Source organism: Rhizobium sp. BK313 (genome assembly GCF_014193655.1).
In the GTDB taxonomy this organism is placed as follows: Bacteria; Pseudomonadota; Alphaproteobacteria; order Rhizobiales; family Rhizobiaceae; genus Rhizobium.
This window is the reverse complement of the sequence record NZ_JACHZQ010000001.1, coordinates 1,172,550-1,196,557: the sequence shown is the minus strand read 5'-3', so window position 1 is coordinate 1,196,557 and position 24,008 is coordinate 1,172,550. Positions and strand designations below refer to the sequence as shown.

Here is a 24,008-nt window from a genome sequence, read left to right as displayed (position 1 = left end):
TGAAGAAAAAGAGCTGCCGGCCGCCAACAGAGAGGATCAAAATGCGCATCTCTACTCGTCTTTTTGCTGCCGCGTCGCTCGCCGCGATGTCGCTCTTCGCTGGCGCCGCGCTCGCTGACGGCGACTCGATCGTCATCGGTACCGACGCCACCTACCCGCCGTTCGAATCGCTCGACGCCGCCGGCAAATTCGTCGGCTTCGACATCGATATCGCCAATGCGCTTTGCGATCAGATGAAGGTCAAATGTACCTTCGTGAACCAGGATTTCGATGGCATCATTCCGGCCCTGCAAGCCAAGAAGTTCGACGCCATCGTCTCGTCCATGTCGATCACGCCAGAGCGTGAAAAGACCATCGACTTCACCAACAAATACTACAACACTCCGCCGGCCATCGCCGTGCCGAAGGATTCGACCGTGGCCGAAGCAACCGATGAGGCCCTGAAGGGCAAGACCATCGGCGCGCAGTCCTCGACCACGCATGCCAACTACGCCAGCGCGCATCTGAAGGACGCCGAGCTGAAGCTCTACCCGTCGCCAGACGAATACAAGCTCGACCTCGCCAACGGCCGTATCGACGCCGTCATCGACGACGTCGTGGTTCTCTCCGAGTGGGTCAAATCGGATGCCGGCAACTGCTGCAAGATGCTCGGCACGCTGAAGATCGATCCGGAAATCAATGGCGTCGGCGCCGGCATCGGCCTTCGCAAGGGTGACACCGCGCTCAAGGACAAGTTCAACGCCGCTATCGCTGCCATCCGCGCCGACGGCACCTACAAGAAGATCCAGGACAAGTACTTCGACTTCGACGTCTACGGCGAGTGATCGCCGTCGATTCCTTGGGAAAAGACGACGGCGGAAGCTTGCTCTTCCGCCGTTTATGTTTGACAACGACTATATAAGAGAAACGCGGCAAAAGCCGCTGGGGGAATTGCGGTATGGGCGGATTGTTTTCCGCGTTTGGTTCCTTGTGGGCCTGGGTGAATAACGTCTTCGATCCACTGTGCGGCCCGGTCGGGCTCTTCACCCTATTCGGTCAGAACACCGTTATTGCCTGCGGCGATACCGGCTGGGGCGATGAGATTGCCGGCGGCCTCAAAATTACAATAACAGTGGCCGTCCTGACATTGCCGCTCGGCTTGGTCATCGGCTTCCTCGTGGCGCTGGCACAACAATCCGAGGAGAAGCCGCTGCGGCTCGCAGCCGGCGTATTCACCACCATCTTTCGCGGCCTGCCGGAGCTCCTGACCCTATTCATCATCTATTACGGCATACAGATCCTGCTGCAGACGGCCCTTGCCTACGTGGGCTACACGGGTCAGGTCGAGATCAATGCCTTCGCCGCAGGCATGATCGCCCTTTCGATCGTTTTTTCCGCCTATTGCTCGGAAGTTTTGCTGTCAGCCTTCAGAGCGATTCCCAAGGGGCAGTATGAAGCGGGTGATGCTCTTGGCTTTCATCGCGCCCGCACCATGCGCCTCATCATCCTGCCGCAGTTGATCCGAATTTCTCTCCCCAATCTCGGGAACCTCTGGATGAACCTGCTGAAGGACACGTCCTACGTTTCCGTCATCGGGCTTGCTGATATCATCCGTCAGACGGGCCTTGCCGTACGCGCGACCAAGGAACCATTCTTCTTCTATCTGGTTGCCTGCGCCCTCTATCTGACGCTCGCCGTCATCTCCTCGGCTGGCTTGTTTTACCTTGATCGCTGGGCCAAACGCGCGGAGTTTCGCCGATGAGCTACGCTGAAGCATTGATCCCGGCGCAGCCGGCGCCACCGGAGACGATGAAGCGCTTCTCCAAGGCCCGCATTGCCGGTTATTTCTTCCTGGCCCTCTGGGCTCTGCTTGGCATCGCGCTCATCGCGATGATGATCACCAATTGGGACAACGCGAAATTCTTTAAGTTCGGCCCGCGTTTTCTGCACGGCCTCTGGATCACGGTGAAGCTGGTCGGACTTTCCTTCATTCTCGGCGTAATACTCTCTGTTCCGCTCGCCTTCGCCAGAATGTCGAAGAACAGAATTTTGAACGGCCTGACCTATTGCTATGTCTATCTCTTCCGCGGCACGCCGCTGCTGGCGCAGATCTTCATGGTCTATTACGGCTTTCCGCAGGCGCGCGGCTTCATTGACAGTATCGGCCTCTGGTGGTTCTTCCGCGATCCCTTCAATTGCGGTCTGTTTGCCATGACACTGAACACGGCAGCCTATCAGACCGAGATTGTTCGCGGCGCCATCCAGAGCGTCCATCACGGCCAAAGCGAGGCTGCCGCGTCGCTCGGCCTTCATAAGCTCGTCACCTTCTACAAGGTCATCTTGCCGCAGGCGTTGATCGTGGCGTTGCGCCCTTACGGCAACGAGATCATTCTCCTGATCAAGAGTTCGGCGACGGTCTCGATCATCACCGTCTACGATCTGATGGGCGAGACGCGCTATGCCTTCTCGCAAACCTACGACTACCAGACCTATCTCTGGGCGGCGATTTTCTATCTTTCCATCGTCGAGCTTATGCGCAACGGTTGGGCGCGCATAGAAGCCTATCTGACGCGCCATCTGAAGCGTTGACCTTGCCGCGGCCGGCGGCTCGTTACGCCGTCCGCGGCCTTGGCAGCACTCATCCCACAACGCTGCTATCACATTGATTTTCGTAGCGAAAATTATTTTTCGCAACACTTTTGCAAAGCTTGGGTTTAACATGAGGTGTTTCCATTTTTTGTGACATCAGAGTCACGAAAAACAATGGGAACAGAAAGAGAGACCTCATGCACAACGACATGCAAAAGCAGTTGCAGGGCTATGGGTTGACCACGGCGCAGATACTCTACCGCCTGCCCGATCATCCGCAATTTCTGCAGACCTATATCTGGCAGGACTATGATCTCGCCCCGAATTTTCCAGAGATGCGCGGCTTCCTGAAATTCTGGCAGGAGAAGCTGGACGGACCGCTACATTCGGTGCGTTATGTCCACCGCCGGCTGATTTCGGCGACCGAATGGCGGGCGGTGAAGGGAGAGTTCATCCTGCACTAGTCTGGCTCTATCAAACGATCAGACATGCGCTTCGCCATGGGTAAAATCGCCGTCGTCCGGCCCGCGGCGCAGCGCGCCATAGAGAACGACGGCGTAGAACACAACGACGACCGTGATTACCGGCCAGCCGGGGATCGGTCCGAGCGCGGCATTGTCGGCGATATAGCTCCACGAATGCGCCAGCTCTTGCGGGGCGCCTTCTGTTTGCAGCTTTGGCGTCGAGATCTTCAAGATCCACGCCAGCAGCAGGATCACATACATCCAGCAATAATTCCGCCGCAGCCGCCTCTGCATCGCCTCGAAATAGCTGAGCAGAAACCGCGGTGCACGCAGGCTCTTGGCAATCGACAGCGCCCAATCGGGATTGAGCTCGGCTTCGGGCGCCAGGATCTGCGCAAAATAGCTGCGCTCCAGTTGCCGCACCCGCGCCCGGTAGACATCGAAGAAGCGATACCGCCGCGCCTCGATCATCAGCAGCAATGTGATCAGCATCATGCCGAACAGCAATACGCCATGATGCGACGTCGGCGTCGACAGCGATACGGAGAGCAGCGCCGCAACGACCGTGATCGCCCAGTTTGACGTCCGGTCGATACGGTCGCGCCAACTCGTCATCCGCGCGAGCTCGCCGCGGTAATAATGGTTCAACGTGTTGGTGATTTCCCCTGCCGTCGTAGGTAGCGGCGGCCGTTTGCGATCCGTGGCGCTATCCATGAGGTGAGACGTGGTGAGCTCGGTGGCCATCGTTTCTTCCTCCCTTTTTCTTCTTTCGCGCAACGGCCCTATGGCCAGCCGCTGCTGCAGACGAATATTTTGCTCCTTCAACGCAACCATTGCAAAAGCCATTCAAGCGCCTTAAGGCCTGCTTGACGAATGGAAAGGCTGGTCACTCATGGCGAAGAAAAAGATCGACGAAGACGCGCTGGCGGAAGCCTACAACCGCGCCCTTGCGCTCGAAAGAGCCGGCGATATCGACGCTGCGGTCAAGGCCTATGAGGATGTGCTGGCGATCGATCCCGACGACCATGGCGGTGCAGCGGTACGCATCGCCTCGATGGGCCGCGGTGAAACGCCGGTAAAGGCGCCGGACGCCTATGTCGAGACCCTGTTCGATCAGCATGCCGAAGTTTTCGAGGACGTGCTCGTCGAACAGCTCGGCTATCACGTTCCGGTTCTCGTGCGTCAGCGGCTGCAGGCACTCGGCCTCGGCCCCTTCAAGCGCATGCTCGATCTCGGCTGCGGCACGGGCCTGACGGGCGGCACGCTGCGTGACATCGTCGAGGATATTACGGGCATCGACATTTCGGAAAACATGGTCGAAGCCGCCCATGAGAAGGACATCTATGAAACGCTGTTCGTTGCCGAAGTCGAGGATTTCCTCGACGACAATGACGAAGAGCCATTCGACCTGATCACCGCCACCGACGTCCTGCCTTATCTCGGCGCATTGGAGCCGTTGTTCTTCGGCGCTGCCGAAAACATGACACCAGGCGGCCTCTTCGTCTTCTCCTCGGAAACCCTACCCGACACTGCCCTCGCCGGCCGTCCCTATATGGTCGGTCCACACCAGCGTTTCGCCCATGCGGAAAGCTATGTGCGCGAGCGGTTGACCGCGACCGGTTTTGAGCTGATCGAAATCACCGACATTAATGTTCGTATGGAAGACGGCCAACCGACACCGGGCCACCTCGTCATCGCGCGTCTCGTCGCGGAATAAGACTCCCCATGCAGGATATCCAAAATAGTTATCCAATTGGGTAACTATTCCTTGCTCGATTGCCTCGGATCTGTTACTTAGCCATTTAGGTAAGTTTCAGCACGAAGCCTCGTTATGGGAAAGGTCTTTGCATGTCCCTTATTCTCTTTCAGCACCCCCTTGCCTCCTTCTGTCACAAGGTCCTGATCGCGCTTTATGAGAACGGCACACCGTTCGAAAGTCGCGTCATCGATCTCGGCAACGAAGTGTCGCGCGCATCGCTGCTGCGCCTCTGGCCAATTGGCAAGTTCCCTGTCCTGCGCGACGAGGCGCTCGACAGCACGGTTCCGGAAACCAGCATCATCATCGAATATCTCGACCGACATTATCCCGGCCTGACGCCTCTGTTGCCGCTCGATCCAACGGATGCGCTATGCGTCCGCCTCTGGGATCGCTTCTTCGATCTCTATGTTCAGGAACCGATGCAGGCGATCGTTGCCGACAAACTTCGCCCCGAAGGCGCGCATGATCCTCAAAGCGTCGCGCAGGCGCAGTCGCTGTTGTGCACTGCCTACGGCATGATCGAGCAACAGCTAGGCGAAAAACTCTGGATCGCCGGCGACGCGCTGACGATGGCGGATTGCGCCGCAGCTCCGGCACTGTTCTACGCCGAAACACTGGTCCCTTTCGGCGAACAGCACGTCCGGCTGAAGCAATATTACCAGCGACTGCTCGCTCGTCCGTCCTTCGCCCGTGTGCTCAAGGAGGCGATGCCCTACTTCCATCTCTACCCCTATCATGAAAAGCTGCCCACCCAGTTCCGGCCGGAACGCCCGCATGCTTGAGGAACCCTTGGCACTCGACCGGATGTTCCAGGCTTTGTCGGATCACAGCCGACGCGGCATGATCGACCGCCTCGGGCACGGCCCCGCCTCGGTGACGGAATTGGCACAGCCGCTCGCCATGGCACTGCCGACCGTGATGAAACATCTACATGTCCTGGAGACCAGCGGTCTGGTGCTTTCGGAAAAGGCCGGACGGGTGCGAACCTATCATCTGCGGAAGGAAGCGCTGGCATCGCTCGAGCGCTGGATTGCCGAACGCAAAGCCGGCTGGAACAGCACCTTCGACCGGCTGGACCAGTTTCTGGCCGACAATTCCGAGGAGACAACGGTGAAATGACTGAGAGATCGACGGAACACACGACACTCACCATAGAGCGCCATTTCAAGGCGCCATTGCCGCGCGTCTTCGGCGCCTGGGCAGTAGCCGAGAACAAACGCCAGTGGTTCGCCTGCCACGGCGATTGGACGCCGCTGGACTTTCAGCTCGACTTTCGTCCCGGCGGCAGCGAGAGCAACCGCGTCGCCTCGACGGATGGCGTGATACACGCCTATCAGGCCCGCTACATCGACATCGTGCCGAACGAACGCATCATCTACGCCTTCGATATGGCACTCGGCGACGAGCGCATCTCGGTGTCGTTGGCCACCGTCACCTTCGCATCGGAGCCAACAGGCACGGCGATGCTCTTTACCGAACAGGTGGTTTTCCTCGACGGCTATGGCGACAATGGCTCACGGCTGATGGGCACGGAAATAGGCTTCGACAATCTGCGGCTCTATGTTGAGGGCAATGAGACCAGGCCGAACTAGTTGGCTCTCGCATCACCGAGAATCGCCGCCAGCAACTGACCTTCGAGTTCGGCCAGCGCCGGATTGCCGTGGCGGCGAGGATGCGGATAGGGAACGGCGAGATCGAGCACGATCCGCCCCTCATCCAGGACCACGACGCGATCCGCCAGATGCACGGCTTCGCTGACATCATGGGTGACGAGCACGGCAGTGAAACCGAGTTCCCGCCAGACGCGGTTCAACAGCTCCTGCATACTGATGCGGGTCAGTGCATCCAATGCGCCAAGCGGTTCGTCCAGCGCCAGGACGCCCGGTTTGCTGACCAGCGCACGGGCGAGCGCCACGCGCTGCCGCTGGCCGCCGGAGAGCCGTGACGGCCATTCGCCAGCCTTTTCCGCCAGTTGCACCTCAGAAAGCACAGCCGCAGTCTCGGACCGCACAACTTGCTGCGGAACACCCTCGCCGAGACCGACGGCGACATTGTCGGCGACAGAAAGCCAGGGCAGCAACCGCGGCTCCTGAAAGACGATGCGGGCATTCGGCGCCGCTTCACTTTCGTTAGCGGCCGCGAAACGCAGATGGCCCGCCGTGGGCTCATCCAGCCCCATTAGGATGCGCAACAACGTGCTCTTGCCGCAACCGCTTTTGCCGATGATGGCAACGAACTGGCCGGCGGGAATATCGAGATCGATGCCCCGCAGCACGCGATTGTTGCCGAAGCTCTTTTCCAGGCCCTTGATGCGGATGGCAGCCGCACCCGTCTCCTGTCGAATGTCTTCGGAGGGGGCCAGATACGCGACAGCGGTCATGGGATGCTCCTCAGTTCTGATAGGCCGGGTTCCAGCGCAACGCCCTGCGCTCCAGCGTCCGGGCAACGACGTCGGCGAGCTTGCCGAGCACGGCATAGATGACCAGCGTCAGCACCACGACATCGGTCATGCCGAACTCACGGGCATTGTTGGCCATGTAGCCGATGCCCGACGACGCAGCGATCGATTCCGCCACGATAAGCGTTAGCCACATGATGCCGAGCGCGAAGCGCAGACCGACAAGGATAGACGGCAAAGCGCCGGGGAAGATCACCTTCTTGAACAGGGTCCAGCCACTCATGCCGTAGACCCGGCCCATCTCGATCAATCCGCGGTCGACGTTGCGAACGCCATGATAGGTGTTGAGGTAGATCGGGAAGAGCACGCCGAGCGCCGTCAGGAACAGCTTCGATTCCTCACCTATCCCGAACCAGAGGATGACCAGCGGCACCATCGCCAGATGCGGAATGGTGCGCAGCATCTGCAGCGTCGTATCGGTCAGTTGCTCCGACAGCCGCGACACGCCGTTAGCAATGCCGAGCAGGAAGCCGACCGAGCCGCCAACGAGCAGTCCCGCGAAAGCCCGGCCGGCGCTGACCAGGATATTATGTGGCAACTGCCCGGAAACCGTCGTCTGCCAGAAGGCGACAACAACAGCGGCCGGCGACGGCATGATGCGTGTGGAGATCCACCCAACCGATGATCCGAGCTGCCAGATCGCTATAACGACAAGAGGCAGCAGAAAGGGCAGAAACCGCTCCGGGGAGACGACTGGCCTCGCCGACTTGACCGGGCGAACCCGGCTCTCCGCGCCGGCGCGTACGAAAGATGTATCGAATGCCGACATTGGGATCTCCCTGGAAGGATCGCGTTAAGAGCCGGAAACGACTTTCAGATTGCCGCCATGGCTGCCGCCGGCGAAGATCTGCTTTGCCCCGAATTCGTTGCGGAAGCCGGCTCTCTGCTGATCGCGCGTTAGCCCAAGTTCGGGGAACAGCAGTTCCGCGACGCGATAGGCCTCTTCCAGATGCGGGTAGCCCGAACCAATCACCGTTTCGATGCCGATGTCCTGATATTCGCGCAGCCGCGCAGCCACTGTCTTGGGCGACCCGACCAACGCCGTGCCTGCACCGGCGCGCACGAGGCCTACGCCCGCCCAGAGGTTCGGCGAAACCTCCAGTCTGTCGCGGCGGCCACCATGAAGAGCCGCCATGCGCTTCTGACCGACGGAGTCGGATTGATTGACAAATTGCTCCTGCGCTTCGCGGATCGTCTCGTCGTCAAGCTTGGAGATCAGCCGGTCGGCGGCGGCCCATGCCTCTTCGTCCGTCTCGCGGACAATGAAATGCAGGCGGATGCCGAAGCTGACTTCGCGGCCCTTCTTGGCGGCAGCGGCGCGGACCTTCTCGACCTTCTCCGCCACCTGTGCCGGCGGCTCGCCCCAGGTTAGATATTTGTCGACGCGACCGACGGAAAATTCGATACCAGCATCGGAAGAGCCGCCGAAATAAAGCGGCGGGCGTGGCGCCTGCACCGGCGGCAGGCCAAGCCTTGCGTTGGTCGCCGTGATATACTTGCCCTCGAATGTCGAGGAGCCCTTCTCCATAAGCTCTTCCCAGACGGTGAAGAACTCATCGGCATGGGCATAGCGCTCGTCATGCTCGAGATGAATGCCGTCACCGGCCAATTCGGCGGGACTGCCGCCAACCACGATGTTGAGCAGCACGCGGCCGTTCGAAACGCGATCGAGCGTCGAGGCGAGACGGGCGTAATAGGCCGGTGATGCCGTGCCTGGACGGATGGCCACCAGAAACTTCAGCTTCTGTGTGTGCGCCGACAAAGCGGCGGCGGTGATGAAGGACTCCTCGCAGGAGACGCCTGTCGGCAGCAACACGCCGGAATAGCCGAGCCGGTCGACCGCCTGGGCAATCTGCGTGAGATAGCCAATTTCCGGCCCGCGATTGAGATCGGTCGAGCCGAGATAGGTGCCGTCGCCGGAGGTCGGAATGAACCACAGGAAGTCGATGGGATTGGCAGTCTCGGTCATGGTGTTTTCCTGTCTCCTGGACGCGTTTGATCGGGAGCCGATCTCTCAGAGGTCTCTACTGGGAGAGTGGCATAGACCACCGATTATATCGACAATATCGATTTTCTATTGTAGCCCATGTAGCGAAATATTTTTCCCCGATGCGCCCCGCGCTCATCATGTTTCGAGCGCGGGCCACATTGGCTGTCAGAAAGCAAGCTCTTGTGGTCAGCTCGCCTTCGGTCTCCAGACGATATCGGCAATGGCGAGCTTTTTCGGTACGATGCCGAGCCCGTAAAACTCGTCCGCCAGCCCCTGCTGATAGGTGATCGCGTCATCGCTGATCGTCGAAACACCGCCAAGATCGAAATCGGGGCGCGTCAGCGTCACTCGAGTGATGTCGGCAGACACGCCCGTGATGGCCGCAAGCGCCGCGACGGTATCGTCAAGATTAGCCTGCGCCGCGGTACCAACCTTTGCCAATTCATCGATTACGTCCACGATCACCTGCGGATTGTCCTTGGTGAAATCTCCGTTTGCCAGGAAATAGCTGAAGGAATCGACGATGCCCCGCGCCGTCGCCAGGATGCGGGTATCCGGATCGGCCTCTGCGATGGCGAGGTAGGGATCCCAGATCGACCAGGCATCGATTGCGCCGGTCTTGAAAGCGGCGGAAGCATCTGGCGGCGCAAGATCCAGCGCCTGGATGTCGTCCACCGTCAGACCGCCCTTGCGCAGTGCTTTTACGGTGACGTTGTGAGCGCTCGATCCGCGCTTGAATGCCACTTTCTTGCCCTTGAGGTCGGAAAGCGTCTGAATCGGCGAATCCTTGCGCACCAGGATGGCCGAACCCTCCGGGCTTCCCTTGTATTGCCCGACATAAAGCAGGTTGCCGTTGGCGGCCTGTGCGAAAAGCGGCGGCACATCGCCCGTGGCGCCGAAATCGAGCGCACCGGCGCCAAGCGCTTCCAGCAGCGGCGGGCCAGAGGTGAACTCCGACCATTCGACGGAGATGCCGCGGTCGGAAAGACGCTTTTCGAGCGAGCCCTTGCGATTGGCGAGCGCCAACACGCCGTTCTTCTGCCAACCTATGCGGAAGGTTGTTGCGGCGGCAGCACGTACCGGCCGGATGGAAGGCAGTGCTAAGGCGGCTGCCATGGCACCAAGAAGGCTGAGTGTCTGTCTGCGCGAGATCATCGAAAGTCCCTTTCCCCACCGGGCCGGGACGCTTCCTGCGAACACCGGCTCTGTTGTCGATATCCAAGAATTGCAAATCCATAGATTATATCGACAACTGATATTGTGAATTTCTGCAATTGAGACGAAATTCGATTTCGACAAACAAATGAAACGCGGAATTATCTTCCAAGACATATGAGACCGCGACAAGTTTGCCGACAAATCGGTCTTCCGCCCCCCTCACCTTTCCGCTAAGCCTTCAGGCAAAATTATCGGAAGGAGTCTCGCGAATGGCAAAGGTCGCTTTTATCGGCATGGGCGTCATGGGTTATCCCATGGCAGGGCATCTGAAGGTCAAGGGCGGTCACGACGTCACCGTCTACAACCGCACCGTCGCCAAGGCAGAAGCCTGGGCTAGACAATTTGACGGCAAGTTTGCCCCCACCCCCGCCGCTGCGGCCGAAGGTGCCGATTTCGTCTTTACCTGCGTCGGCAATGACGATGATTTGCGCTCGGTAACGATCGGCAAGGATGGCGTGCTCTCCGGCATGAAGGCAGGCGCGGTCCTGATCGACAACACAACGGCAAGCGCGGAGGTCGCCCGTGAACTCCATGCCGCGGCCAAGGAAAAAGGCATCGACTTCATCGACGCCCCCGTTTCCGGTGGCCAGGCGGGCGCGGAAAACGGCGTGCTGACAGTCATGTGCGGCGGCGATGAGGCGGTCTTTGAAAAAACAAAACCCGTCATCGATGCCTATGCCCGCATGGTCGGCCTGATGGGTGCTGTCGGCGCGGGCCAGCTCACCAAGATGATCAACCAGATCTGCATCGCAGGCGTCGTCCAGGGCCTAGCCGAAGGTATCCATTTCGGCAAGCAGGCCGGCCTCGACATCGAAAAGGTGGTGGAAGTCATTTCCAAGGGTGCGGCCGGTTCCTGGCAGATGGAAAACCGCCACAAGACCATGAATATCGGCAAATACGACTTCGGCTTTGCCGTCGACTGGATGCGCAAGGACCTCGACATCGTGTTGTCGGAAGCCCGCCGCAACAAGGCCAAACTCCCGATGACTGCCCTCGTGGACCAATTCTACGGCGACGTCCAGGCGATGGGCGGCAACCGCTGGGACACGTCGTCGCTGCTGGCGCGGTTGGATAAGAAGTAATGTAAAGCAGCCTGCCCCAAAGATGATTCTTTATTGAGCGTCATTGTCGAAAATGACGCTCAATCGTCGCTCGACTTCGCATTCTCCAGCATCATGTAGTCCAGCGGCAGTTCCGTCGAATACTTGATCTGTTCCATTGCAAATGCCGAGGAAACGTCGCGGATTTCGATCTTGGCGATCATGCGCTTGTAGAAAGCGTCATAGGAGGCAATATCCGGGACTACGACGCGCAGAAGGTAATCGACGTCGCCGCTCATGCGATAGAATTCCACCACCTCCGGGAAATCCGCGATCACCTCGGAAAAGCGCTTCAGCCATTCGATCGAGTGTGTGTTGGTGCGGATCGATACGAAAACGGTGACCTTGGTGTTGACCTTTTCAGGATCGAGCAACGCCACGCGGCGGCGAATGACGCCATCCTCTTCCATCTTCTGGATGCGGCGCCAGCACGGTGTCGTCGACAGCCCGACTTTCTTTGCAAGGTCGGCCACGGCCAGGGTGGAATCCTCCTGCAGCAGACGCAGGATTTTGCGGTCAAGACGGTCCATTTCGAGTGCCCTTTCGAATTATATTCTCTCTATAGCGCATTTTTGCCGGAGGAAAAGAAACTTGTTTCAAGAAACGAGGATTTTCACGCGCTCCCGCAATACGGGCAGCAACTCCACCTCGAACCAAGGATTGCGCTTCAGCCACCCGCTGTTGCGCCAACTGGGATGCGGTAGGGGCAAAATCGCGGGTGACCGGTTGGTAAGGAGATAACGCCGCCATTCCGAAACGGTTTCCGTCATCGATGCCATTCGCGCCGAGCCGAGATGCCAAGCCTGAGCATATTGACCGATGGTCAGGACGAGTTCGATTTGCGGCATCACATCCATGGCTCTTTGCCGCCAAAGCGGCGCGCATTCCCTGCGCGGCGGCAGGTCGCTCCCGTTAGCGCTATAACCGGGGAAGCAGAAACCGATTCCTAGAATGGCGAAATGATCGGCGTTGTAAAAACTGTCGCGGTCCACGCCGAGCCATTGCCGCAGCCGGTCGCCGGAGGCATCATCGAACGGCACGCCGCTTTCGTGCACGCGCAGCCCCGGCGCCTGCCCGGCGATCAGGATGCGCGCCGTCGCCGATAACACGGCGACCGGCCTCGGTTCATGCGGTAGCCTGTCCGCCTCCCCGCGCATCGGCGCGTCCCGGCAGACGCGACAGACCGCAATGGCTCTGCGCAGTGCCTGCAACTCATCTTCCGACGCCATCATCGATCCCATCCCACAAACCGTCGCAAATAGTCGCCCAACCCGGCTAGCGGATCATTGCCGCGAGCATGCTCTACCTGCTCCTCGCGCCGATAGTCGCGCGGCCGCTCGAAATCGCCGGCCCAAAGCCCAGCCTTTGCCTGCCGCGCCGCAGCCTCCTCGGCGGCGTAGCCGCCATAAGACACGGCCATGCCGCTGCGCACCATCGCGCCATTGATGTCGACGTCTCCCGCTCTGCAGGTCACCAGCAGCCGGCCGTAGCGGTCATGTTCGCTCCCCCGACATTCAGCCGCACCCGTCTTCATTAGTCTCTCAAGTGCTTTGCGCGCCTCTTCGCCGCAGGCCCAGACCACATGACCGCGCTGACATTGCTGCCGATATTCCGGCGCGTCGATGCCGAGCAGCCGCAGACGGTCACCGTCCCGACCGAGCGTATCGCCGTCAACGACATAAAAGCTTCCCGTTTGAACGAGTTCTGGGCGATTGTTCATCTTCAGCGCCAGCAAGCCGATCAGCCCCAGCAGCGCGAATGTGGTTACGCCGTCACGAAACAGGCGGCCGGACCGCGTCACGCTTTTGCCTCCTTAAAGAACAAACCCTTGGCAAAGATGGCAAACAAACCATTTCCGAGCAGTATCTTCTTAAGGTTTGGCCGCTAGTCTGTAACCCTCGGCAAGCCAAGTTTCAACGTATCCATGAGCACCGGCGTCAGCACATCGACAGATAAGATCATCGTCGACCGATCGCGCAGTCACCGTAACCGGGCTGTATCGAAGGCGGTGCGGCAGACGCGCGAGCGCTTGCAATCCGGTCACAGCCGGAGCTTCGACCGCGAAGTTATGATGATGCACGTCGACACCCTCCTGCAGGGTGCTTCGGTCATGCCGATCTTCGTCGTCATCGTCGCGGCCCTCGGCGTCTATCTGACGCGCGACGCGCAGATTTTCATTTGGGCCATCCCGACCCTTTCGGCACATGCCATCAACATGCTGCTCGGCCGCCGCGCGAAGAAACGGGAGATGACTGCCGAAAGTGCCAGGAAATGGCGCCAGATGCTGTTGCTTGGCCAGTTGCTCATCGGCTTTTGCTGGGCGTTCTTCGCCATGCACAGTTGTTCGACCTGTGGTGGCGACAGCTTCCTTCTCTACAACGGCGCGACACTGCTGGTGGCGATTTGTGTCACTGCGATGGCGAATTTCATGTTGCCGGGTGCCGTGCCCTTCTCCTTCGCGCCCGCAACAGTCGCGCTTGCGGTCAAAGCGGCGCTGACGCGCAACCCTTCCGACATTGCGCTCACCGCCGCCGTCGCCGTCGCCGTCATCTTCTTCACTTTCATTACCAATCGGATGTTTCAATCGAACTTGAAAATCCTTTCCTTCCAGTCGGAAAAGGATGATCTGATCGCCGAACTGGAAGTCGCGAAGTCCATGTCGGATGAAGCACGCCGCCGCGCTGAAGAGGCCAACCTCGCCAAATCCCGTTTCCTAGCCTCGATGTCGCATGAGCTCAGAACGCCGCTCAACGCCATCCTCGGCTTCTCCGAGGTCATGTCGGCGGAGGTCATGGGGCCGCTGAACAATGCCACCTATCGCGAATACACCACCGATATCCATCGCTCCGGGCAGCATCTGCTCAACCTGATCAATGAGATCCTTGATCTTTCGCGCATTGAGGCCGGCAAGTATGAGCTGAACGAGGAGGCAATCTCGCTGCTGGATGTGGCGGAGGATTGCATCGGCATGGTGCAATTGCGCGCGCGTGGCAAGAACATCTCCATCTCGCCGCAATTCGAGCCAAAGCTTCCCTCGGTCTGGGCCGATGAGAAATCCATGCGCCAGGTGATCCTCAATCTTCTCTCGAATGCCGTGAAGTTCACGCCGCAAAATGGTGAAATTACTGTCAAGGTCGGCTGGACCGCGGGAGGCGGGCAATATGTGGCGATCAAGGACAATGGTCCCGGCATTCCCGAGGAGGAGATACCGGTGGTCCTTTCCGCCTTCGGCCAGGGTTCGATCGCCATCAAGAGCGCCGAACAGGGTACCGGTCTCGGTCTGCCGATCGTTCAGGCGATCCTCGCCAAGCATGACGGTCAATTCATGCTGAAGTCCAAGCTGCGTGAAGGTACGGAAGTCATCGCTATCCTGCCGGCCAAGCGCGTGTTGCAAAGCCTGCCGGCCATCGAAGACGCGCCTTTGGTCGAGCGCCGGAAGAAGAGCTTCGCCTGACGCTCACGCCATGAAACGGCCAGAGCATCCCACGTTCAGGCGGAATCGCCTGCAAGCGATTAAGACGCTCTAGATTCAAAGATTAGAGCGACCTTTTTGCGTTCGAATGAACGCACGGCGCTCAGCGGAAAAACAGATGGCTGGCGATCGTGTAGAGGAGAAAGAGACCGGAAGCGACCAGCATGCAGAGAACCGCGAAGGAGCCGAGATCCTTGGCATGCTTGCCGACGTTGGAAATCTCGGGCGAAATCCGATCGATAACTTCCTCGACCGCCGTATTCATCGCTTCCACGGCAAACACGCCGAGAAACAGCACGACGGCGATCATGATTTCTGCAAGCGTTGCTCCGACGATGACAAGCAGGATCAATCCAACGGCTGCAAACAAAAGCTCCTGCCGGAAAGCCGATTCCTGCAGCAGGCGCTGAAAGCCGCCCCAGGAATAGCCGGCAGCGGCAAAGAAATGCCGGATACCCGTTTCCTTGGTTACCGCTGATTTCGAAAATTCGACCATCCCTGCCCCGCTTGCAATGTCCTAACCGCAATTTAGCAGCCTTGCGAATACCGTCTCGCTGTTCTCAAGGCAAGCCGACAACTGAGTCGACCAAAAAAATCATTACAGATTTATGACATAAATCGAAAGTCGGTCGGAATTTTGGAGGCGGAACACTTTATTGCCGCCGCCCAGCCGTTTCATCATCAATGTTTGTTGGCAACCCCGGCGCTCTCAAAGGTCGCCATGCCGGAGTGGCAGGCGGCAGCGGCCTTGACGATACCGGCGGCAAGCGCAGCACCCGTGCCTTCGCCAAGCCGCATGCCGAGCGCCAATAGCGGCGTCTTGCCGACCTTGTCGATGGCCTTGAGATGCCCCGGCTCAGCCGAAACGTGACCGATCAGGCAATGGTCAAGGGCGGACGGATTGGCGGCCTTGAGGATCGAGGCAGCGGCGGTTGCCACGTAGCCGTCGATAATGACCGGGATACGCTCCATGCGGGCAGCGAGGATGGCGCCGGCCATGGCGGCGATCTCACGGCCGCCCAGGCGGCGCAGTACTTCCAGCGGATCGGAAAGATGATCACGATGCAGCGCCACCGCCTTTTCGACGGCGGCGATCTTGCGCTTCAGCATCTCGCCTTCCGAACCAGTTCCGGGACCAACCCATTCTGCAGCCGTGCCGCCATAGAGCGCATAGTGGATGGCGGCGGCGATCGTGGTGTTGCCGATGCCCATTTCGCCGACGCAGAGCAGATCCGTGCCGCCGGCAATCGCTTCCATGCCGAAGGCCATGGTTGCAGCGCAATCGCGCTCCGTGAGTGCCGGCTCTTCGGTAATGTCGGCAGTCGGGAAATCCAGCGCCAGATCAAACACCTTCAGGCCGAGATCATAGGCGACACAGATCTGATTGATCGCAGCACCGCCGGCCGCGAAATTCTCTACCATCTGCTGCGTTACCGCGGGAGGAAACGGCGTGATGCCCTGCTTGGTGACGCCGTGATTGCCGGCAAAAATCGCCACCAACGGCCGGTTGACGGCAGGCGGTCGGCCGGTCCAGGCGGCAAGCCAGAAGGCAATCTCTTCGAGGCGGCCGAGGGCACCCGGCGGCTTCGTGAGCTGCGCGTCACGCTCGCGCGCCGCCACCAGCGCTCGGGAATCCGGACCCGGAAGGTCGCGTAGCAGCGTGCGGAAATCATCGAATGGCAGGCCGGTAACGCTCATGAATGCCGTTCCTTGTCTTTTGATGTCAAATCAGGTTTTTTGCGTGCGACTCTATTAGTCGTCGGCACGGGTGCGAACAACTCCAAAAACGCCCGATGCTGTCGCAGGGATAACGGGGAGAGGATGAATATTCGGGAATACACAAGCAACGTTGCGCGCGCCGTCGCCTTCTTAAGCCGCATTCCCGTGCCGCCTTCCTTCTTCGAAGGCTACGACGGTAAGCTCGACCGCATCTCCCGTACTTTCCCGCTCGCCGGCTTGCTGATTGCCCTGCCCGCCGCGATCGTGTTCGCCGTGCTGCTTGCCTTCCACGCCGACCCGTTGATGGCGTCACTGTTGGCACTTGCAGTCCAGACCATAACAACAGGCGCCCTGCACGAGGACGGTCTCAGCGACACGGCGGATGGCCTTGGGGGCGGCAAGGATCGCGATAGAGCACTCGCCATCATGAAGGATAGCCGCATCGGCACCTATGGTGCGATAGCACTGATCCTCTCTTTCGGACTTCGTGCCGCAGCGCTTGCCGTCATCGCTCGCGGTCTCCCGCACTTTGCCGCAGCCCTTGCTTTACCGGCTGCTGCAGCGCTTAGCCGCGGTGCCATGGTCTGGCATTGGTATGTTCTGCCTGCCGCCAAGCCGGACGGAATTGCCGCCTCAGCCGGGAAACCGGATTACGGCGCAACGCAGATGGCGCTTATCACCGCGCTGGTATTTTCTGCTTTTCTGCTCTGGCCGAGCCTCAGGCTTCCCGCCTTTATCCTATGCCTTTTGGTCACCGCAGCCGCGGCACTTCTCTTTACGCGGCGGGTGCGCCAAAGGCTTTCCGGTCACACCGGCGACACCATCGGTGCAACGCAGCAGATTTGCGAGATCGCCGCCTTCTGTACCCTTGCCATGTGCGTTTGAAGCATCGATATATGGCCTTATGCTCACACCCTGCATCCTTGTCTGCTCCATCGACATCAACACCGGCTATTGCTTCGGCTGTGGGCGTACGCGCGAAGAAATCGGCGCGTGGATGACCTACAGCGACGGTGAGCGCAGTGAGATCATGCAGGTCCTGCCTGAGCGCCTTGCCACCGTCGAACGCAAGCCGCGCCGGGAGACCCGCCGCCAGCGGCTGGCGCGGGAGCGCAGCGCCGTATGAACCGCCTGAACGTCGCGCTCGCCATCATTGGCATCGGTCTCGCGCTCCTCGTATTCAACAATAACGGCGGTACGACTTTCGGCATGGACAACGACGACTTTGCCGGCGTCGTCTATCTGGTACCGCTCGCCCTGATCATGAGCGCCGGCATCTGGGCTAGCCGCCATACCGCCAGCCAGTCTCTCCGCAATCTGCTGATCTGGCTGGTCATCATCATGGCGCTGGCGACGGCCTATATTTACCGCCGCGATGCCCAGCAAGTCGGCGATCGGCTAATGGCCGGCCTGCTGCCCGGACACGCTGTTGTCGTCACGACCAGCGAAGGCGGCCAGGAAGTCATTCTACACAAGCTGTTGAACGGCCATTTCGAGGCGCAAGTGATGATCAACGGCCAGCCGATCGACATGCTCGTCGACACCGGAGCCAGTGTCATTGCTTTATCGCAGAAAGATGCCGAGCGCGTCGGCATCATCCCGGAAAATCTCACCTATTCCATGACGGTCATCACCGCCAACGGCCGGGCCAGGGCTGCCCCGGTTGAACTCGGCTCCGTCGCCATCGGCCCGATCCTGCGCCGCGACGTCAAAGCGACCGTCGCCGAAGAAGGCAAGCTCGACCAGAGCCTGCTTGGCATGAGCTTCCTCGAAACGCTGGGATCGATGCAGATGCAGACGGATGAGCTGCGGTTACGGGATTGAGCAGCATACTTCGATGAGACTCGAAGCATCACGAGCCAATTAAACGCTAGGCACGATGCATACGCCATCATAGATCTCGAAAGTTCAGCCGTCATGTCGCCGACCAAAACCAACACGACGACGGAGCTTATGCTCCTGCTCATGCTCGCGACCTTGTGGGGCGCCTCCTACACCTTCATCAGGATCGGCGTGACGACGATTCCGCCGATCACCCTGATCGCCTCCCGCACTCTCATCGCTGGCGGCGTACTGTTTGCGATCCTCCTCTGGCGCGGGCTGACGCTGCCGCGGGATCCCGCCACATGGCGTCGCTTCCTCGTTCAGGCTTGCTTGAACAGCGTCATTCCGTTCACCTTGATCGCCTGGGCCGAGCGAACGGTGGATGCCGGTCTGGCGACCATACTGAATTCCACCACACCGATCTTCACCTTCGTGCTGGCGGCGACCCTGCTGCGCAACGAGCGCGTCACGATACACAAGCTTTTTGGTATCGCGATCGGATTGACGGGCATCTGCTTCATCATCGGCGTCGACGCCTTGAACGGTTTCGGCCGGCAATTGCCGGCACAGCTTGCCGTCGTCGCGGCATCGATCTGCTATGCCGGAGCCTCCCTGTTTGGCCGCAATTTCAAGGGTCTCGATCCGATGATGCCGGCAGTCGGCTCGCTTCTCTGCGGCGCCGTCATCCTCATCCCTGTCAGCCTGGTTGTGGATCAGCCATGGACACTTGCGCCTTCGACGGCATCGGTCGGCGCCCTCTTCGCGCTTGCAATCCTGTCGACTGCCCTTGCCTTCTCGATCTATTTCCGGCTGATCCAGACCCTTGGCTCGATCGGCACTACTGCGCAAGCCTATTTGCGCGTCCCGATCGGCGTCGCCATCGGCGCTGTCTTTCTCGGCGAGCCCCTGACTCCGACAGCCGGCATTGGCCTCGTCTGCGTCATTATCGGCGTGATGGCCATGACGATGGCACCTCGGAGGAAAGCCGCCCAAGGATAAAGAGGCCCGCTCGACGCTAGATCAACGACGACAAATCGTCCCACACGAAGATGATGTTGTCCGATCGCCAAATCGGGCCGGGATCGATATAACGTCCTGCCATCCGTCCGCCCAACGACCGGTAAAATGCGATTGCCGGATCGTTGCCGGCAACGACGCTCAGAGCGGCGCCGGGATAATGGAGGCCGGCAAGATGCCGCGCCAGTTCCCGCATCAGGCGACGGCCGAGACCCTGGCGTTTTGTGGCAGGATCTACATAGAGAGACCGTATCTCCCCTCGCCCTTCGAAAACGGGCTGCGACGGCGCGCCGACCGCGCCTATGCCGACCAACCGATTGTCTTGCTCGGCAAGAAGCACGAGTTGATGACGACCAGGCTCGGCCAATGTCAATGCCCACCGAGCTTGCCGATAGCCTTCGTCGAGTGTGCGAAAAACTTCTGTGGGTGCAAGCCCTCGATAGGTCTCGCGCCAGACAGCGACGTGCAGGTTGGCGATGGCCGCAGCGTCATTGGGAGAAGCCGATCGAATATTGATATCCATCGTCAATCAGCCGCTTTTTAACACTACGCCTCGCAGCGCTCCTACAAGATAGAGCGACCCGGTAACGAGGACCCAGCCACCATTTTCTGACGCCATCGTCGCGGCGCTTTCCAATGCCTTTCGCACATCCGGCTCAGATTCACAGGCGATTCCCATGGATGTTGCCAACGCCTCCAGCTCGCTGGCCGGATAAAACCGGCCGGACCCTGACGCCTCTGTAAACAGTACGTGGGCAACGTAGCGAGACAGGACCGTCAGGAATCCCCGTGCATCCTTATCGGACGCCAGCGCAACAATAGCGACGCATCTGCTGTCGAACTCTTGAGAGCGGCTAATATCCCGCAAAACAGCCTCGATATTGAACGGAACATGCGCGCCATCCATCACTACTGGCACCACACGTGGGGCCGTGTTTGGGGCTCCGGGCAGTTTGAAGGCAAGCCGCTCCATCCGTCCCGGTAGACGCGCGCTATCCTTGACCGCCTGGTCAAGCAGCCACGCGCCGATTGGAATTCCTACCTTACCACCCTCGCGCACGCGTTCGCCGTGCTGTCCCAAATAATCGAGAACGATGCCAACAAGCGCTGCATTTCTGTCGGCAATCGTTGCATCATCTGAAAAATTGGTGCGCAATACGCGACAACCGAGTTCGTCTGCGCGTTGCTGCAAAACCTGGCCCGCAGCGTCGCTAATGGGAAGTGTCGTTGCGAGGACCGCACCGGGCTTTAATATGCCAACCTTCTCGCTCGCAATCGCTTCACGTGTGCTGCCGAGAATTTCCGTATGCTCGAGCTCGATATTGGTGACGACCGCGACCTCGCCAAAGACGACGTTGGTGGAATCCAGCCGACCGCCAAGGCCGACTTCAACAATCACCCAGTCCAGACCGGCATCTTTGAATACAAGAAAGGCGGCGGCGGTTATCACGTCGAACCAGGTGGCATCCTCACCGGCCGTCGCTTCCCGCTTTGCAGGCTCGTAGCTGTCCAGCGTCTGTTCCAATGCCCTTGCCAGTGCGTCGTCTTCGACCGCGCGGCCTGACACGCTGATCCGCTCATTCACACGGTCGACATGCGGCGAGGCATAACGGCCGACCCGCCATCCCGCATGCAGCAAGGCGGCCTCGATGAGCGCAGAAACGGAACCCTTGCCCTTGGTACCGGCAACATGGATGGCACGGAAGCTTCGATGGGGATTGCCGAGCCTCTGCATGAGATCGAGCATCGGATCGAGGCCGACACGCATCTCTCCGCGTGGCTTGCGCTCCCAATTGGTCAGCAGATCGAGGCGCGAGAGAACATCGGTCAATGAATGGCGCTGAGGGATTGTGGGCATGGTACACCTGCAACAAGGCTCGAGTTGGATGCCCAGGCGCGCGGCTTGTTTATCATCTCACCCACGCTCCCCGATGGTTTGCCATCTTGCTTCGCCAGTGACGTGGGCATCGAATTTATGAACTGCAAAGACAGCAATGGCAACCGGCGTGTTTGCAGGAAAGCGCCTGTCAATCAGTTCCTTAACCGATAGCCCGTCTTGAAAATCCAGCCCAAAGTCGCGAGGCAGATGATGAGGAAAAGCGTGATCATGCTGAGGCTCAGCACCGGATTGACGTCGGCGATGCCAAAGAAGCTCCAGCGGAAACCGCTGACAAGATAAAGGACCGGATTCAAGTGACTGACTGCTTGCCAGAAGGGTGGCAACATATTGATGGAATAGAAGCTGCCGCCGAGGAAGGTCAGCGGCGGCACGACCAGCATGGGAATGAGGTTGAGCTGCTCGAAATTCCCGGCCCAGATGCCGATCATGAAGCCGAACAGGCTGAAAGTCACCGCCGTCAGCACGAAGAACAGGATCATCATGAAAGGATGCTCGATGGTGATATGCACGAAAAAATTCGCCGTCAGCAGGATGATCAGCCCGATCAGCATGCCCTTGGTCGCAGCAGCGCCGACATAGCCGAGGACGATTTCCGCCATGGCGACGGGTGCGGAAAGAACCTCATAGATCGTGCCGGTGAACTTCGGAAAATAGATGCCGAAGGAACCGTTGCTGATGCACTGGCCGAGCAGCGTCAGCATGATCAGGCCCGGCGTGATGAAAGCACCATAAGAGACGCCCTCCACCAACTGGATGCGCGAGCCGATCGCAGCACCGAAGACGATGAAATACAGCGAGGTGGAAATGACAGGTGAGACGACGCTCTGCAGCAGCGTGCGGCGCGTACGCGCCATCTCGAAGGCATAGATGGATTTGACCGCCTCGAAGTTCATTTGTCTTCTCCCACCAGCGATACGAAGATGTCTTCGAGCGAGCTCTGCTGCGTCGACAGGTCCTTGAAATGAATGCCCTCGGCCGCCAAACGCGACAGCAGCGCCGCGATGCTCGACTGCTCGTGCTCGGAGTCGTAATCGTAGATCAACGTCGTGCCATTCGGCCCCAGCGATAAACCATTGCCATCAAGGCAATGCGGAACGGCGTCCAGCGGCTCCAAAAGGTCGAGGATTAGCTGTTTGCGACCGAGCTTGGCCATCAGCGCCTTCTTCTCCTCTACAAGCAGCAGCTTACCGTCATTGATAACGCCGACGCGATCAGCGATCTCCTCAGCCTCCTCGATATAATGAGTCGTCAGGATGATGGTGACGCCGGACGCTCGCAGTCGCTCGACCACATGCCACATATCTTTGCGCAGCGTCACGTCGACGCCCGCCGTCGGCTCGTCCAGGAAGAGGATCTGCGGCTCGTGCGACAGTGCCTTGGCGATCAGGACGCGCCGCTTCATGCCTCCGGATAGCTGGCGTAGCGTATTGTCTCGCTTTTCCCAGAGCGACAGATCGCGCAGCACCCGCTCGATATGTGCCGGATTCGGCTTCTTGCCATGCAGGCCACGTGAAAAGCTGACGGTGTTCCATACCGTCTCGAACTGGTCGGTCGTCAGCTCCTGCGGCACCAGGCCGATCATCGCGCGCGTGGCGCGAAACTCCCTGACGACATCATGACCGCCGACGGTCACTGTACCGCCGCTGGGATTGGTGATTCCGCAAACGATTGAAATCATCGTCGTTTTGCCCGCGCCGTTCGGCCCGAGCAGCGCCAGAATCTCGCCCTGCTCGACATCGAGATCAATGCCCTTCAGTGCCTGAAACCCGTTGGAATAGGTTTTGGTGAGGTTACGAATAGAAATGATCGGGGCCATGATGCAGGCGAAGTCCGGCTTTTCTGATTAGTTTTGCGGCGTTTGCCCGCTATATAGTCGCCAAGCGGCTTTTACCATCCCGCCAGAATGGAACAGTGCGTTCGCTCAAGGAAAAGAAACAAACCACTGTCTGTCATCAAATCGTGACCTTCGTCGGGCATATCTTGCCTTAGGTGAGCAACGACTGTCGCACTCCGCCCAACGCCTCTTGGCGACAGCGTCGGCGCCGATGATATTTCAAGATTGATTGCCCTCGCATCCATACTGCATGCGTCATTGCAACATGAAATTCTTTTTCCGGAGCCAGCAAAGATCCCCTGTCGTTGCTGTGCGCCACTCCAGCCGGCCTCGTGCCGGCTTTTTCTTTTGCCGGCTACCGATTGGCAATTTACCAATTGCCGTTGACGCCGCAACCTGCCGGGGGCAGCGTTTTGTTTTCGAAGCGCGCCTTCAACATCGAGCAACCCTTTTCGCGGATCGAGTCCGGCATCATCGTGTTGAGACCGATGCCAACTTCGTCAAAAGGATTATCGGCATAGGCGACATAGGCATACCAGCGCCCGCCGATCACGAGAATGATCGCCACGAGAGCGGCGACCAGCGCCTTCCCCAGGCCTCTCTTCCTTCTTGGTGCCTCTACCATCCAATAGTTCTCCCGTCTCGGCGGCCGCAGTAAACTGCGATTCCATCCGCAGGTAAACCA

Annotated in this window: 29 protein-coding genes and 1 riboswitch; of the genes, 14 read left to right on the top strand and 15 right to left on the bottom strand. The window is 59.3% G+C overall.

The features are described 5' to 3' along the window. Positions 1-41: 41 nt before the first annotated feature. From FHT86_RS05680 to FHT86_RS05665, 4 genes are all read left to right on the top strand, one after another. Entirely contained in the window at positions 42-824 is a 783-nt protein-coding gene (locus FHT86_RS05680; protein ID WP_133705903.1) for an ABC transporter substrate-binding protein, read from the top strand. Between the two features lie 113 nt (positions 825-937). Next, a complete protein-coding gene (locus tag FHT86_RS05675) occupies positions 938-1,741 on the top strand; it encodes an ABC transporter permease (protein ID WP_133705902.1) in 804 nt (267 codons plus the stop codon). Further along, the gene (locus FHT86_RS05670) at positions 1,738-2,568 is read left to right on the top strand and encodes an ABC transporter permease (RefSeq protein WP_133705901.1); all 831 of its coding nucleotides are present in this window, start codon (positions 1,738-1,740) and stop codon (positions 2,566-2,568) included. Before FHT86_RS05675 ends, FHT86_RS05670 begins: the two co-directional genes overlap by 4 nt. A 197-nt stretch (positions 2,569-2,765) precedes the next feature. Beyond that, a complete protein-coding gene (locus FHT86_RS05665) occupies positions 2,766-3,032 on the top strand; it encodes an usg protein (RefSeq protein ID WP_104823311.1) in 267 nt (88 codons plus the stop codon). An 18-nt stretch (positions 3,033-3,050) separates the two neighbouring features. On the opposite strand, the gene FHT86_RS05660 is transcribed toward FHT86_RS05665, so the two are convergent. Beyond that, positions 3,051-3,746, bottom strand: a complete 696-nt coding sequence (locus FHT86_RS05660; protein ID WP_246779454.1) for a DUF2270 domain-containing protein — start codon at positions 3,744-3,746, stop codon at positions 3,051-3,053. Positions 3,747-3,924: 178 nt separating this feature from the next. On the opposite strand from FHT86_RS05660, the gene FHT86_RS05655 reads away from it, so the two are divergent. The 4 genes from FHT86_RS05655 (at position 3,925) to FHT86_RS05640 (ending at position 6,383) form a co-directional block, all read left to right on the top strand. After that, complete coding sequence (locus tag FHT86_RS05655) at positions 3,925-4,749, top strand: methyltransferase (protein ID WP_133705899.1); 825 nt, start codon at positions 3,925-3,927, stop codon at positions 4,747-4,749. Positions 4,750-4,880: 131 nt separating this feature from the next. Further along, complete coding sequence (locus FHT86_RS05650) at positions 4,881-5,573, top strand: glutathione S-transferase family protein (RefSeq protein ID WP_133705898.1); 693 nt, start codon at positions 4,881-4,883, stop codon at positions 5,571-5,573. Further along, entirely contained in the window at positions 5,566-5,910 is a 345-nt protein-coding gene (locus FHT86_RS05645) for an ArsR/SmtB family transcription factor (RefSeq protein ID WP_133705897.1), read from the top strand. Before FHT86_RS05650 ends, FHT86_RS05645 begins: the two co-directional genes overlap by 8 nt. Next, positions 5,907-6,383: an SRPBCC family protein gene (locus FHT86_RS05640; RefSeq protein WP_133705896.1), complete on the top strand. Its 477-nt coding sequence runs from the start codon at positions 5,907-5,909 to the stop codon at positions 6,381-6,383. Before FHT86_RS05645 ends, FHT86_RS05640 begins: the two co-directional genes overlap by 4 nt. On the opposite strand, the gene FHT86_RS05635 is transcribed toward FHT86_RS05640, so the two are convergent. The 4 genes from FHT86_RS05635 to FHT86_RS05620 all read right to left on the bottom strand — a co-directional run bounded on the left by FHT86_RS05635 (position 6,380) and on the right by FHT86_RS05620 (position 10,394). Beyond that, the gene (locus tag FHT86_RS05635) at positions 6,380-7,171 is read right to left on the bottom strand and encodes an ABC transporter ATP-binding protein (protein WP_133705895.1); all 792 of its coding nucleotides are present in this window, start codon (positions 7,169-7,171) and stop codon (positions 6,380-6,382) included. The two genes, FHT86_RS05640 and FHT86_RS05635, sit on opposite strands and share 4 nt — an antisense overlap. A 10-nt stretch (positions 7,172-7,181) precedes the next feature. Then, complete coding sequence (ssuC, locus tag FHT86_RS05630) at positions 7,182-8,018, bottom strand: aliphatic sulfonate ABC transporter permease SsuC (protein WP_133705894.1); 837 nt, start codon at positions 8,016-8,018, stop codon at positions 7,182-7,184. Between the two features lie 24 nt (positions 8,019-8,042). Then, the gene (gene ssuD / locus FHT86_RS05625) at positions 8,043-9,218 is read right to left on the bottom strand and encodes an FMNH2-dependent alkanesulfonate monooxygenase (RefSeq protein ID WP_133705893.1); all 1,176 of its coding nucleotides are present in this window, start codon (positions 9,216-9,218) and stop codon (positions 8,043-8,045) included. A 207-nt stretch (positions 9,219-9,425) separates the two neighbouring features. Next, a complete protein-coding gene (locus FHT86_RS05620) occupies positions 9,426-10,394 on the bottom strand; it encodes an aliphatic sulfonate ABC transporter substrate-binding protein (RefSeq protein WP_133705892.1) in 969 nt (322 codons plus the stop codon). A gap of 272 nt (positions 10,395-10,666) precedes the next feature. Between FHT86_RS05620 and FHT86_RS05615 the strand changes: the two genes are divergently transcribed. Further along, a complete protein-coding gene (locus tag FHT86_RS05615) occupies positions 10,667-11,539 on the top strand; it encodes an NAD(P)-dependent oxidoreductase (RefSeq protein WP_133705891.1) in 873 nt (290 codons plus the stop codon). Between the two features lie 59 nt (positions 11,540-11,598). On the opposite strand, the gene FHT86_RS05610 is transcribed toward FHT86_RS05615, so the two are convergent. From FHT86_RS05610 to FHT86_RS05600, 3 genes are all read right to left on the bottom strand, one after another. Next, the gene (locus tag FHT86_RS05610; RefSeq protein WP_133705890.1) at positions 11,599-12,087 is read right to left on the bottom strand and encodes an Lrp/AsnC family transcriptional regulator; all 489 of its coding nucleotides are present in this window, start codon (positions 12,085-12,087) and stop codon (positions 11,599-11,601) included. 66 nt (positions 12,088-12,153) lie between these two features. Beyond that, positions 12,154-12,786 (bottom strand): uracil-DNA glycosylase family protein, encoded by a 633-nt coding sequence (locus FHT86_RS05605; RefSeq protein WP_133707084.1) that lies wholly within the window; start codon positions 12,784-12,786, stop codon positions 12,154-12,156. After that, positions 12,786-13,358, bottom strand: coding sequence for a thermonuclease family protein (locus tag FHT86_RS05600; protein WP_133705889.1), 573 nt, complete (start codon positions 13,356-13,358; stop codon positions 12,786-12,788). The genes FHT86_RS05605 and FHT86_RS05600 overlap by 1 nt, the downstream gene beginning before the upstream one ends. Positions 13,359-13,481: 123 nt before the next feature. On the opposite strand from FHT86_RS05600, the gene FHT86_RS05595 reads away from it, so the two are divergent. Next, positions 13,482-15,011 (top strand): sensor histidine kinase KdpD, encoded by a 1,530-nt coding sequence (locus tag FHT86_RS05595; protein WP_133705888.1) that lies wholly within the window; start codon positions 13,482-13,484, stop codon positions 15,009-15,011. 121 nt (positions 15,012-15,132) lie between these two features. Here the strand turns inward: FHT86_RS05595 and FHT86_RS05590 are convergent, their stop codons facing one another. Next, entirely contained in the window at positions 15,133-15,525 is a 393-nt protein-coding gene (locus tag FHT86_RS05590; protein ID WP_133705887.1) for a diacylglycerol kinase, read from the bottom strand. Positions 15,526-15,710: 185 nt separating this feature from the next. Beyond that, positions 15,711-16,727 (bottom strand): nicotinate-nucleotide--dimethylbenzimidazole phosphoribosyltransferase, encoded by a 1,017-nt coding sequence (gene cobT / locus FHT86_RS05585; protein WP_133705886.1) that lies wholly within the window; start codon positions 16,725-16,727, stop codon positions 15,711-15,713. Positions 16,728-16,850: 123 nt separating this feature from the next. On the opposite strand from cobT, the gene FHT86_RS05580 reads away from it, so the two are divergent. From FHT86_RS05580 to FHT86_RS05565, 4 genes are all read left to right on the top strand, one after another. After that, positions 16,851-17,633, top strand: coding sequence for an adenosylcobinamide-GDP ribazoletransferase (locus FHT86_RS05580; protein WP_133705885.1), 783 nt, complete (start codon positions 16,851-16,853; stop codon positions 17,631-17,633). Positions 17,634-17,652: 19 nt separating this feature from the next. Further along, positions 17,653-17,874: a DUF1289 domain-containing protein gene (locus FHT86_RS05575; protein ID WP_133705884.1), complete on the top strand. Its 222-nt coding sequence runs from the start codon at positions 17,653-17,655 to the stop codon at positions 17,872-17,874. After that, entirely contained in the window at positions 17,871-18,572 is a 702-nt protein-coding gene (locus FHT86_RS05570) for a TIGR02281 family clan AA aspartic protease (RefSeq protein ID WP_133705883.1), read from the top strand. The genes FHT86_RS05575 and FHT86_RS05570 overlap by 4 nt, the downstream gene beginning before the upstream one ends. Before the next feature lie 93 nt (positions 18,573-18,665). After that, complete coding sequence (locus FHT86_RS05565; RefSeq protein ID WP_133705882.1) at positions 18,666-19,571, top strand: DMT family transporter; 906 nt, start codon at positions 18,666-18,668, stop codon at positions 19,569-19,571. A gap of 16 nt (positions 19,572-19,587) precedes the next feature. Here the strand turns inward: FHT86_RS05565 and FHT86_RS05560 are convergent, their stop codons facing one another. From FHT86_RS05560 to FHT86_RS05540, 5 genes are all read right to left on the bottom strand, one after another. Next, positions 19,588-20,112: a GNAT family N-acetyltransferase gene (locus tag FHT86_RS05560; protein ID WP_133705881.1), complete on the bottom strand. Its 525-nt coding sequence runs from the start codon at positions 20,110-20,112 to the stop codon at positions 19,588-19,590. 6 nt (positions 20,113-20,118) lie between these two features. Further along, positions 20,119-21,447, bottom strand: a complete 1,329-nt coding sequence (locus tag FHT86_RS05555; protein WP_133705880.1) for a folylpolyglutamate synthase/dihydrofolate synthase family protein — start codon at positions 21,445-21,447, stop codon at positions 20,119-20,121. Between the two features lie 23 nt (positions 21,448-21,470). After that, positions 21,471-21,559: riboswitch (ZMP/ZTP riboswitch) on the bottom strand. 61 nt (positions 21,560-21,620) lie between these two features. Next, complete coding sequence (locus FHT86_RS05550) at positions 21,621-22,382, bottom strand: ABC transporter permease (protein ID WP_133705879.1); 762 nt, start codon at positions 22,380-22,382, stop codon at positions 21,621-21,623. Next, positions 22,379-23,305 carry an ABC transporter ATP-binding protein gene (locus FHT86_RS05545; RefSeq protein WP_133705878.1) on the bottom strand — a complete coding sequence of 309 codons (927 nt, stop codon included), beginning with the start codon at positions 23,303-23,305 and terminating at the stop codon, positions 22,379-22,381. The genes FHT86_RS05550 and FHT86_RS05545 overlap by 4 nt, the downstream gene beginning before the upstream one ends. A gap of 388 nt (positions 23,306-23,693) precedes the next feature. Continuing rightward, positions 23,694-23,948: a hypothetical protein gene (locus FHT86_RS05540; protein ID WP_133705877.1), complete on the bottom strand. Its 255-nt coding sequence runs from the start codon at positions 23,946-23,948 to the stop codon at positions 23,694-23,696. Between the last annotated feature and the right edge of the window lie 60 nt (positions 23,949-24,008).

Bases quoted from the DNA above. Each gene is read 5' to 3' on its own strand.
- FHT86_RS05680 (WP_133705903.1), top strand. From the start codon at position 42: ATGCGCATCTCTACTCGTCTTTTTGCTGCCGCGTCGCTCGCCGCGATG.
- FHT86_RS05675 (WP_133705902.1), top strand. From the start codon at position 938: ATGGGCGGATTGTTTTCCGCGTTTGGTTCCTTGTGGGCCTGGGTGAAT.
- FHT86_RS05670 (WP_133705901.1), top strand. From the start codon at position 1,738: ATGAGCTACGCTGAAGCATTGATCCCGGCGCAGCCGGCGCCACCGGAG.
- FHT86_RS05665 (WP_104823311.1), top strand. From the start codon at position 2,766: ATGCACAACGACATGCAAAAGCAGTTGCAGGGCTATGGGTTGACCACG.
- FHT86_RS05660 (WP_246779454.1), bottom strand. From the start codon at position 3,746: ATGGATAGCGCCACGGATCGCAAACGGCCGCCGCTACCTACGACGGCA.
- FHT86_RS05655 (WP_133705899.1), top strand. From the start codon at position 3,925: ATGGCGAAGAAAAAGATCGACGAAGACGCGCTGGCGGAAGCCTACAAC.
- FHT86_RS05650 (WP_133705898.1), top strand. From the start codon at position 4,881: ATGTCCCTTATTCTCTTTCAGCACCCCCTTGCCTCCTTCTGTCACAAG.
- FHT86_RS05645 (WP_133705897.1), top strand. From the start codon at position 5,566: ATGCTTGAGGAACCCTTGGCACTCGACCGGATGTTCCAGGCTTTGTCG.
- FHT86_RS05640 (WP_133705896.1), top strand. From the start codon at position 5,907: ATGACTGAGAGATCGACGGAACACACGACACTCACCATAGAGCGCCAT.
- FHT86_RS05635 (WP_133705895.1), bottom strand. From the start codon at position 7,171: ATGACCGCTGTCGCGTATCTGGCCCCCTCCGAAGACATTCGACAGGAG.
- ssuC (WP_133705894.1), bottom strand. From the start codon at position 8,018: ATGTCGGCATTCGATACATCTTTCGTACGCGCCGGCGCGGAGAGCCGG.
- ssuD (WP_133705893.1), bottom strand. From the start codon at position 9,218: ATGACCGAGACTGCCAATCCCATCGACTTCCTGTGGTTCATTCCGACC.
- FHT86_RS05620 (WP_133705892.1), bottom strand. From the start codon at position 10,394: ATGATCTCGCGCAGACAGACACTCAGCCTTCTTGGTGCCATGGCAGCC.
- FHT86_RS05615 (WP_133705891.1), top strand. From the start codon at position 10,667: ATGGCAAAGGTCGCTTTTATCGGCATGGGCGTCATGGGTTATCCCATG.
- FHT86_RS05610 (WP_133705890.1), bottom strand. From the start codon at position 12,087: ATGGACCGTCTTGACCGCAAAATCCTGCGTCTGCTGCAGGAGGATTCC.
- FHT86_RS05605 (WP_133707084.1), bottom strand. From the start codon at position 12,786: ATGGCGTCGGAAGATGAGTTGCAGGCACTGCGCAGAGCCATTGCGGTC.
- FHT86_RS05595 (WP_133705888.1), top strand. From the start codon at position 13,482: ATGAGCACCGGCGTCAGCACATCGACAGATAAGATCATCGTCGACCGA.
- FHT86_RS05590 (WP_133705887.1), bottom strand. From the start codon at position 15,525: ATGGTCGAATTTTCGAAATCAGCGGTAACCAAGGAAACGGGTATCCGG.
- cobT (WP_133705886.1), bottom strand. From the start codon at position 16,727: ATGAGCGTTACCGGCCTGCCATTCGATGATTTCCGCACGCTGCTACGC.
- FHT86_RS05580 (WP_133705885.1), top strand. From the start codon at position 16,851: ATGAATATTCGGGAATACACAAGCAACGTTGCGCGCGCCGTCGCCTTC.
- FHT86_RS05575 (WP_133705884.1), top strand. From the start codon at position 17,653: ATGCTCACACCCTGCATCCTTGTCTGCTCCATCGACATCAACACCGGC.
- FHT86_RS05570 (WP_133705883.1), top strand. From the start codon at position 17,871: ATGAACCGCCTGAACGTCGCGCTCGCCATCATTGGCATCGGTCTCGCG.
- FHT86_RS05565 (WP_133705882.1), top strand. From the start codon at position 18,666: ATGTCGCCGACCAAAACCAACACGACGACGGAGCTTATGCTCCTGCTC.
- FHT86_RS05560 (WP_133705881.1), bottom strand. From the start codon at position 20,112: ATGGATATCAATATTCGATCGGCTTCTCCCAATGACGCTGCGGCCATC.
- FHT86_RS05555 (WP_133705880.1), bottom strand. From the start codon at position 21,447: ATGCCCACAATCCCTCAGCGCCATTCATTGACCGATGTTCTCTCGCGC.
- FHT86_RS05550 (WP_133705879.1), bottom strand. From the start codon at position 22,382: ATGAACTTCGAGGCGGTCAAATCCATCTATGCCTTCGAGATGGCGCGT.
- FHT86_RS05545 (WP_133705878.1), bottom strand. From the start codon at position 23,305: ATGGCCCCGATCATTTCTATTCGTAACCTCACCAAAACCTATTCCAAC.
- FHT86_RS05540 (WP_133705877.1), bottom strand. From the start codon at position 23,948: ATGGTAGAGGCACCAAGAAGGAAGAGAGGCCTGGGGAAGGCGCTGGTC.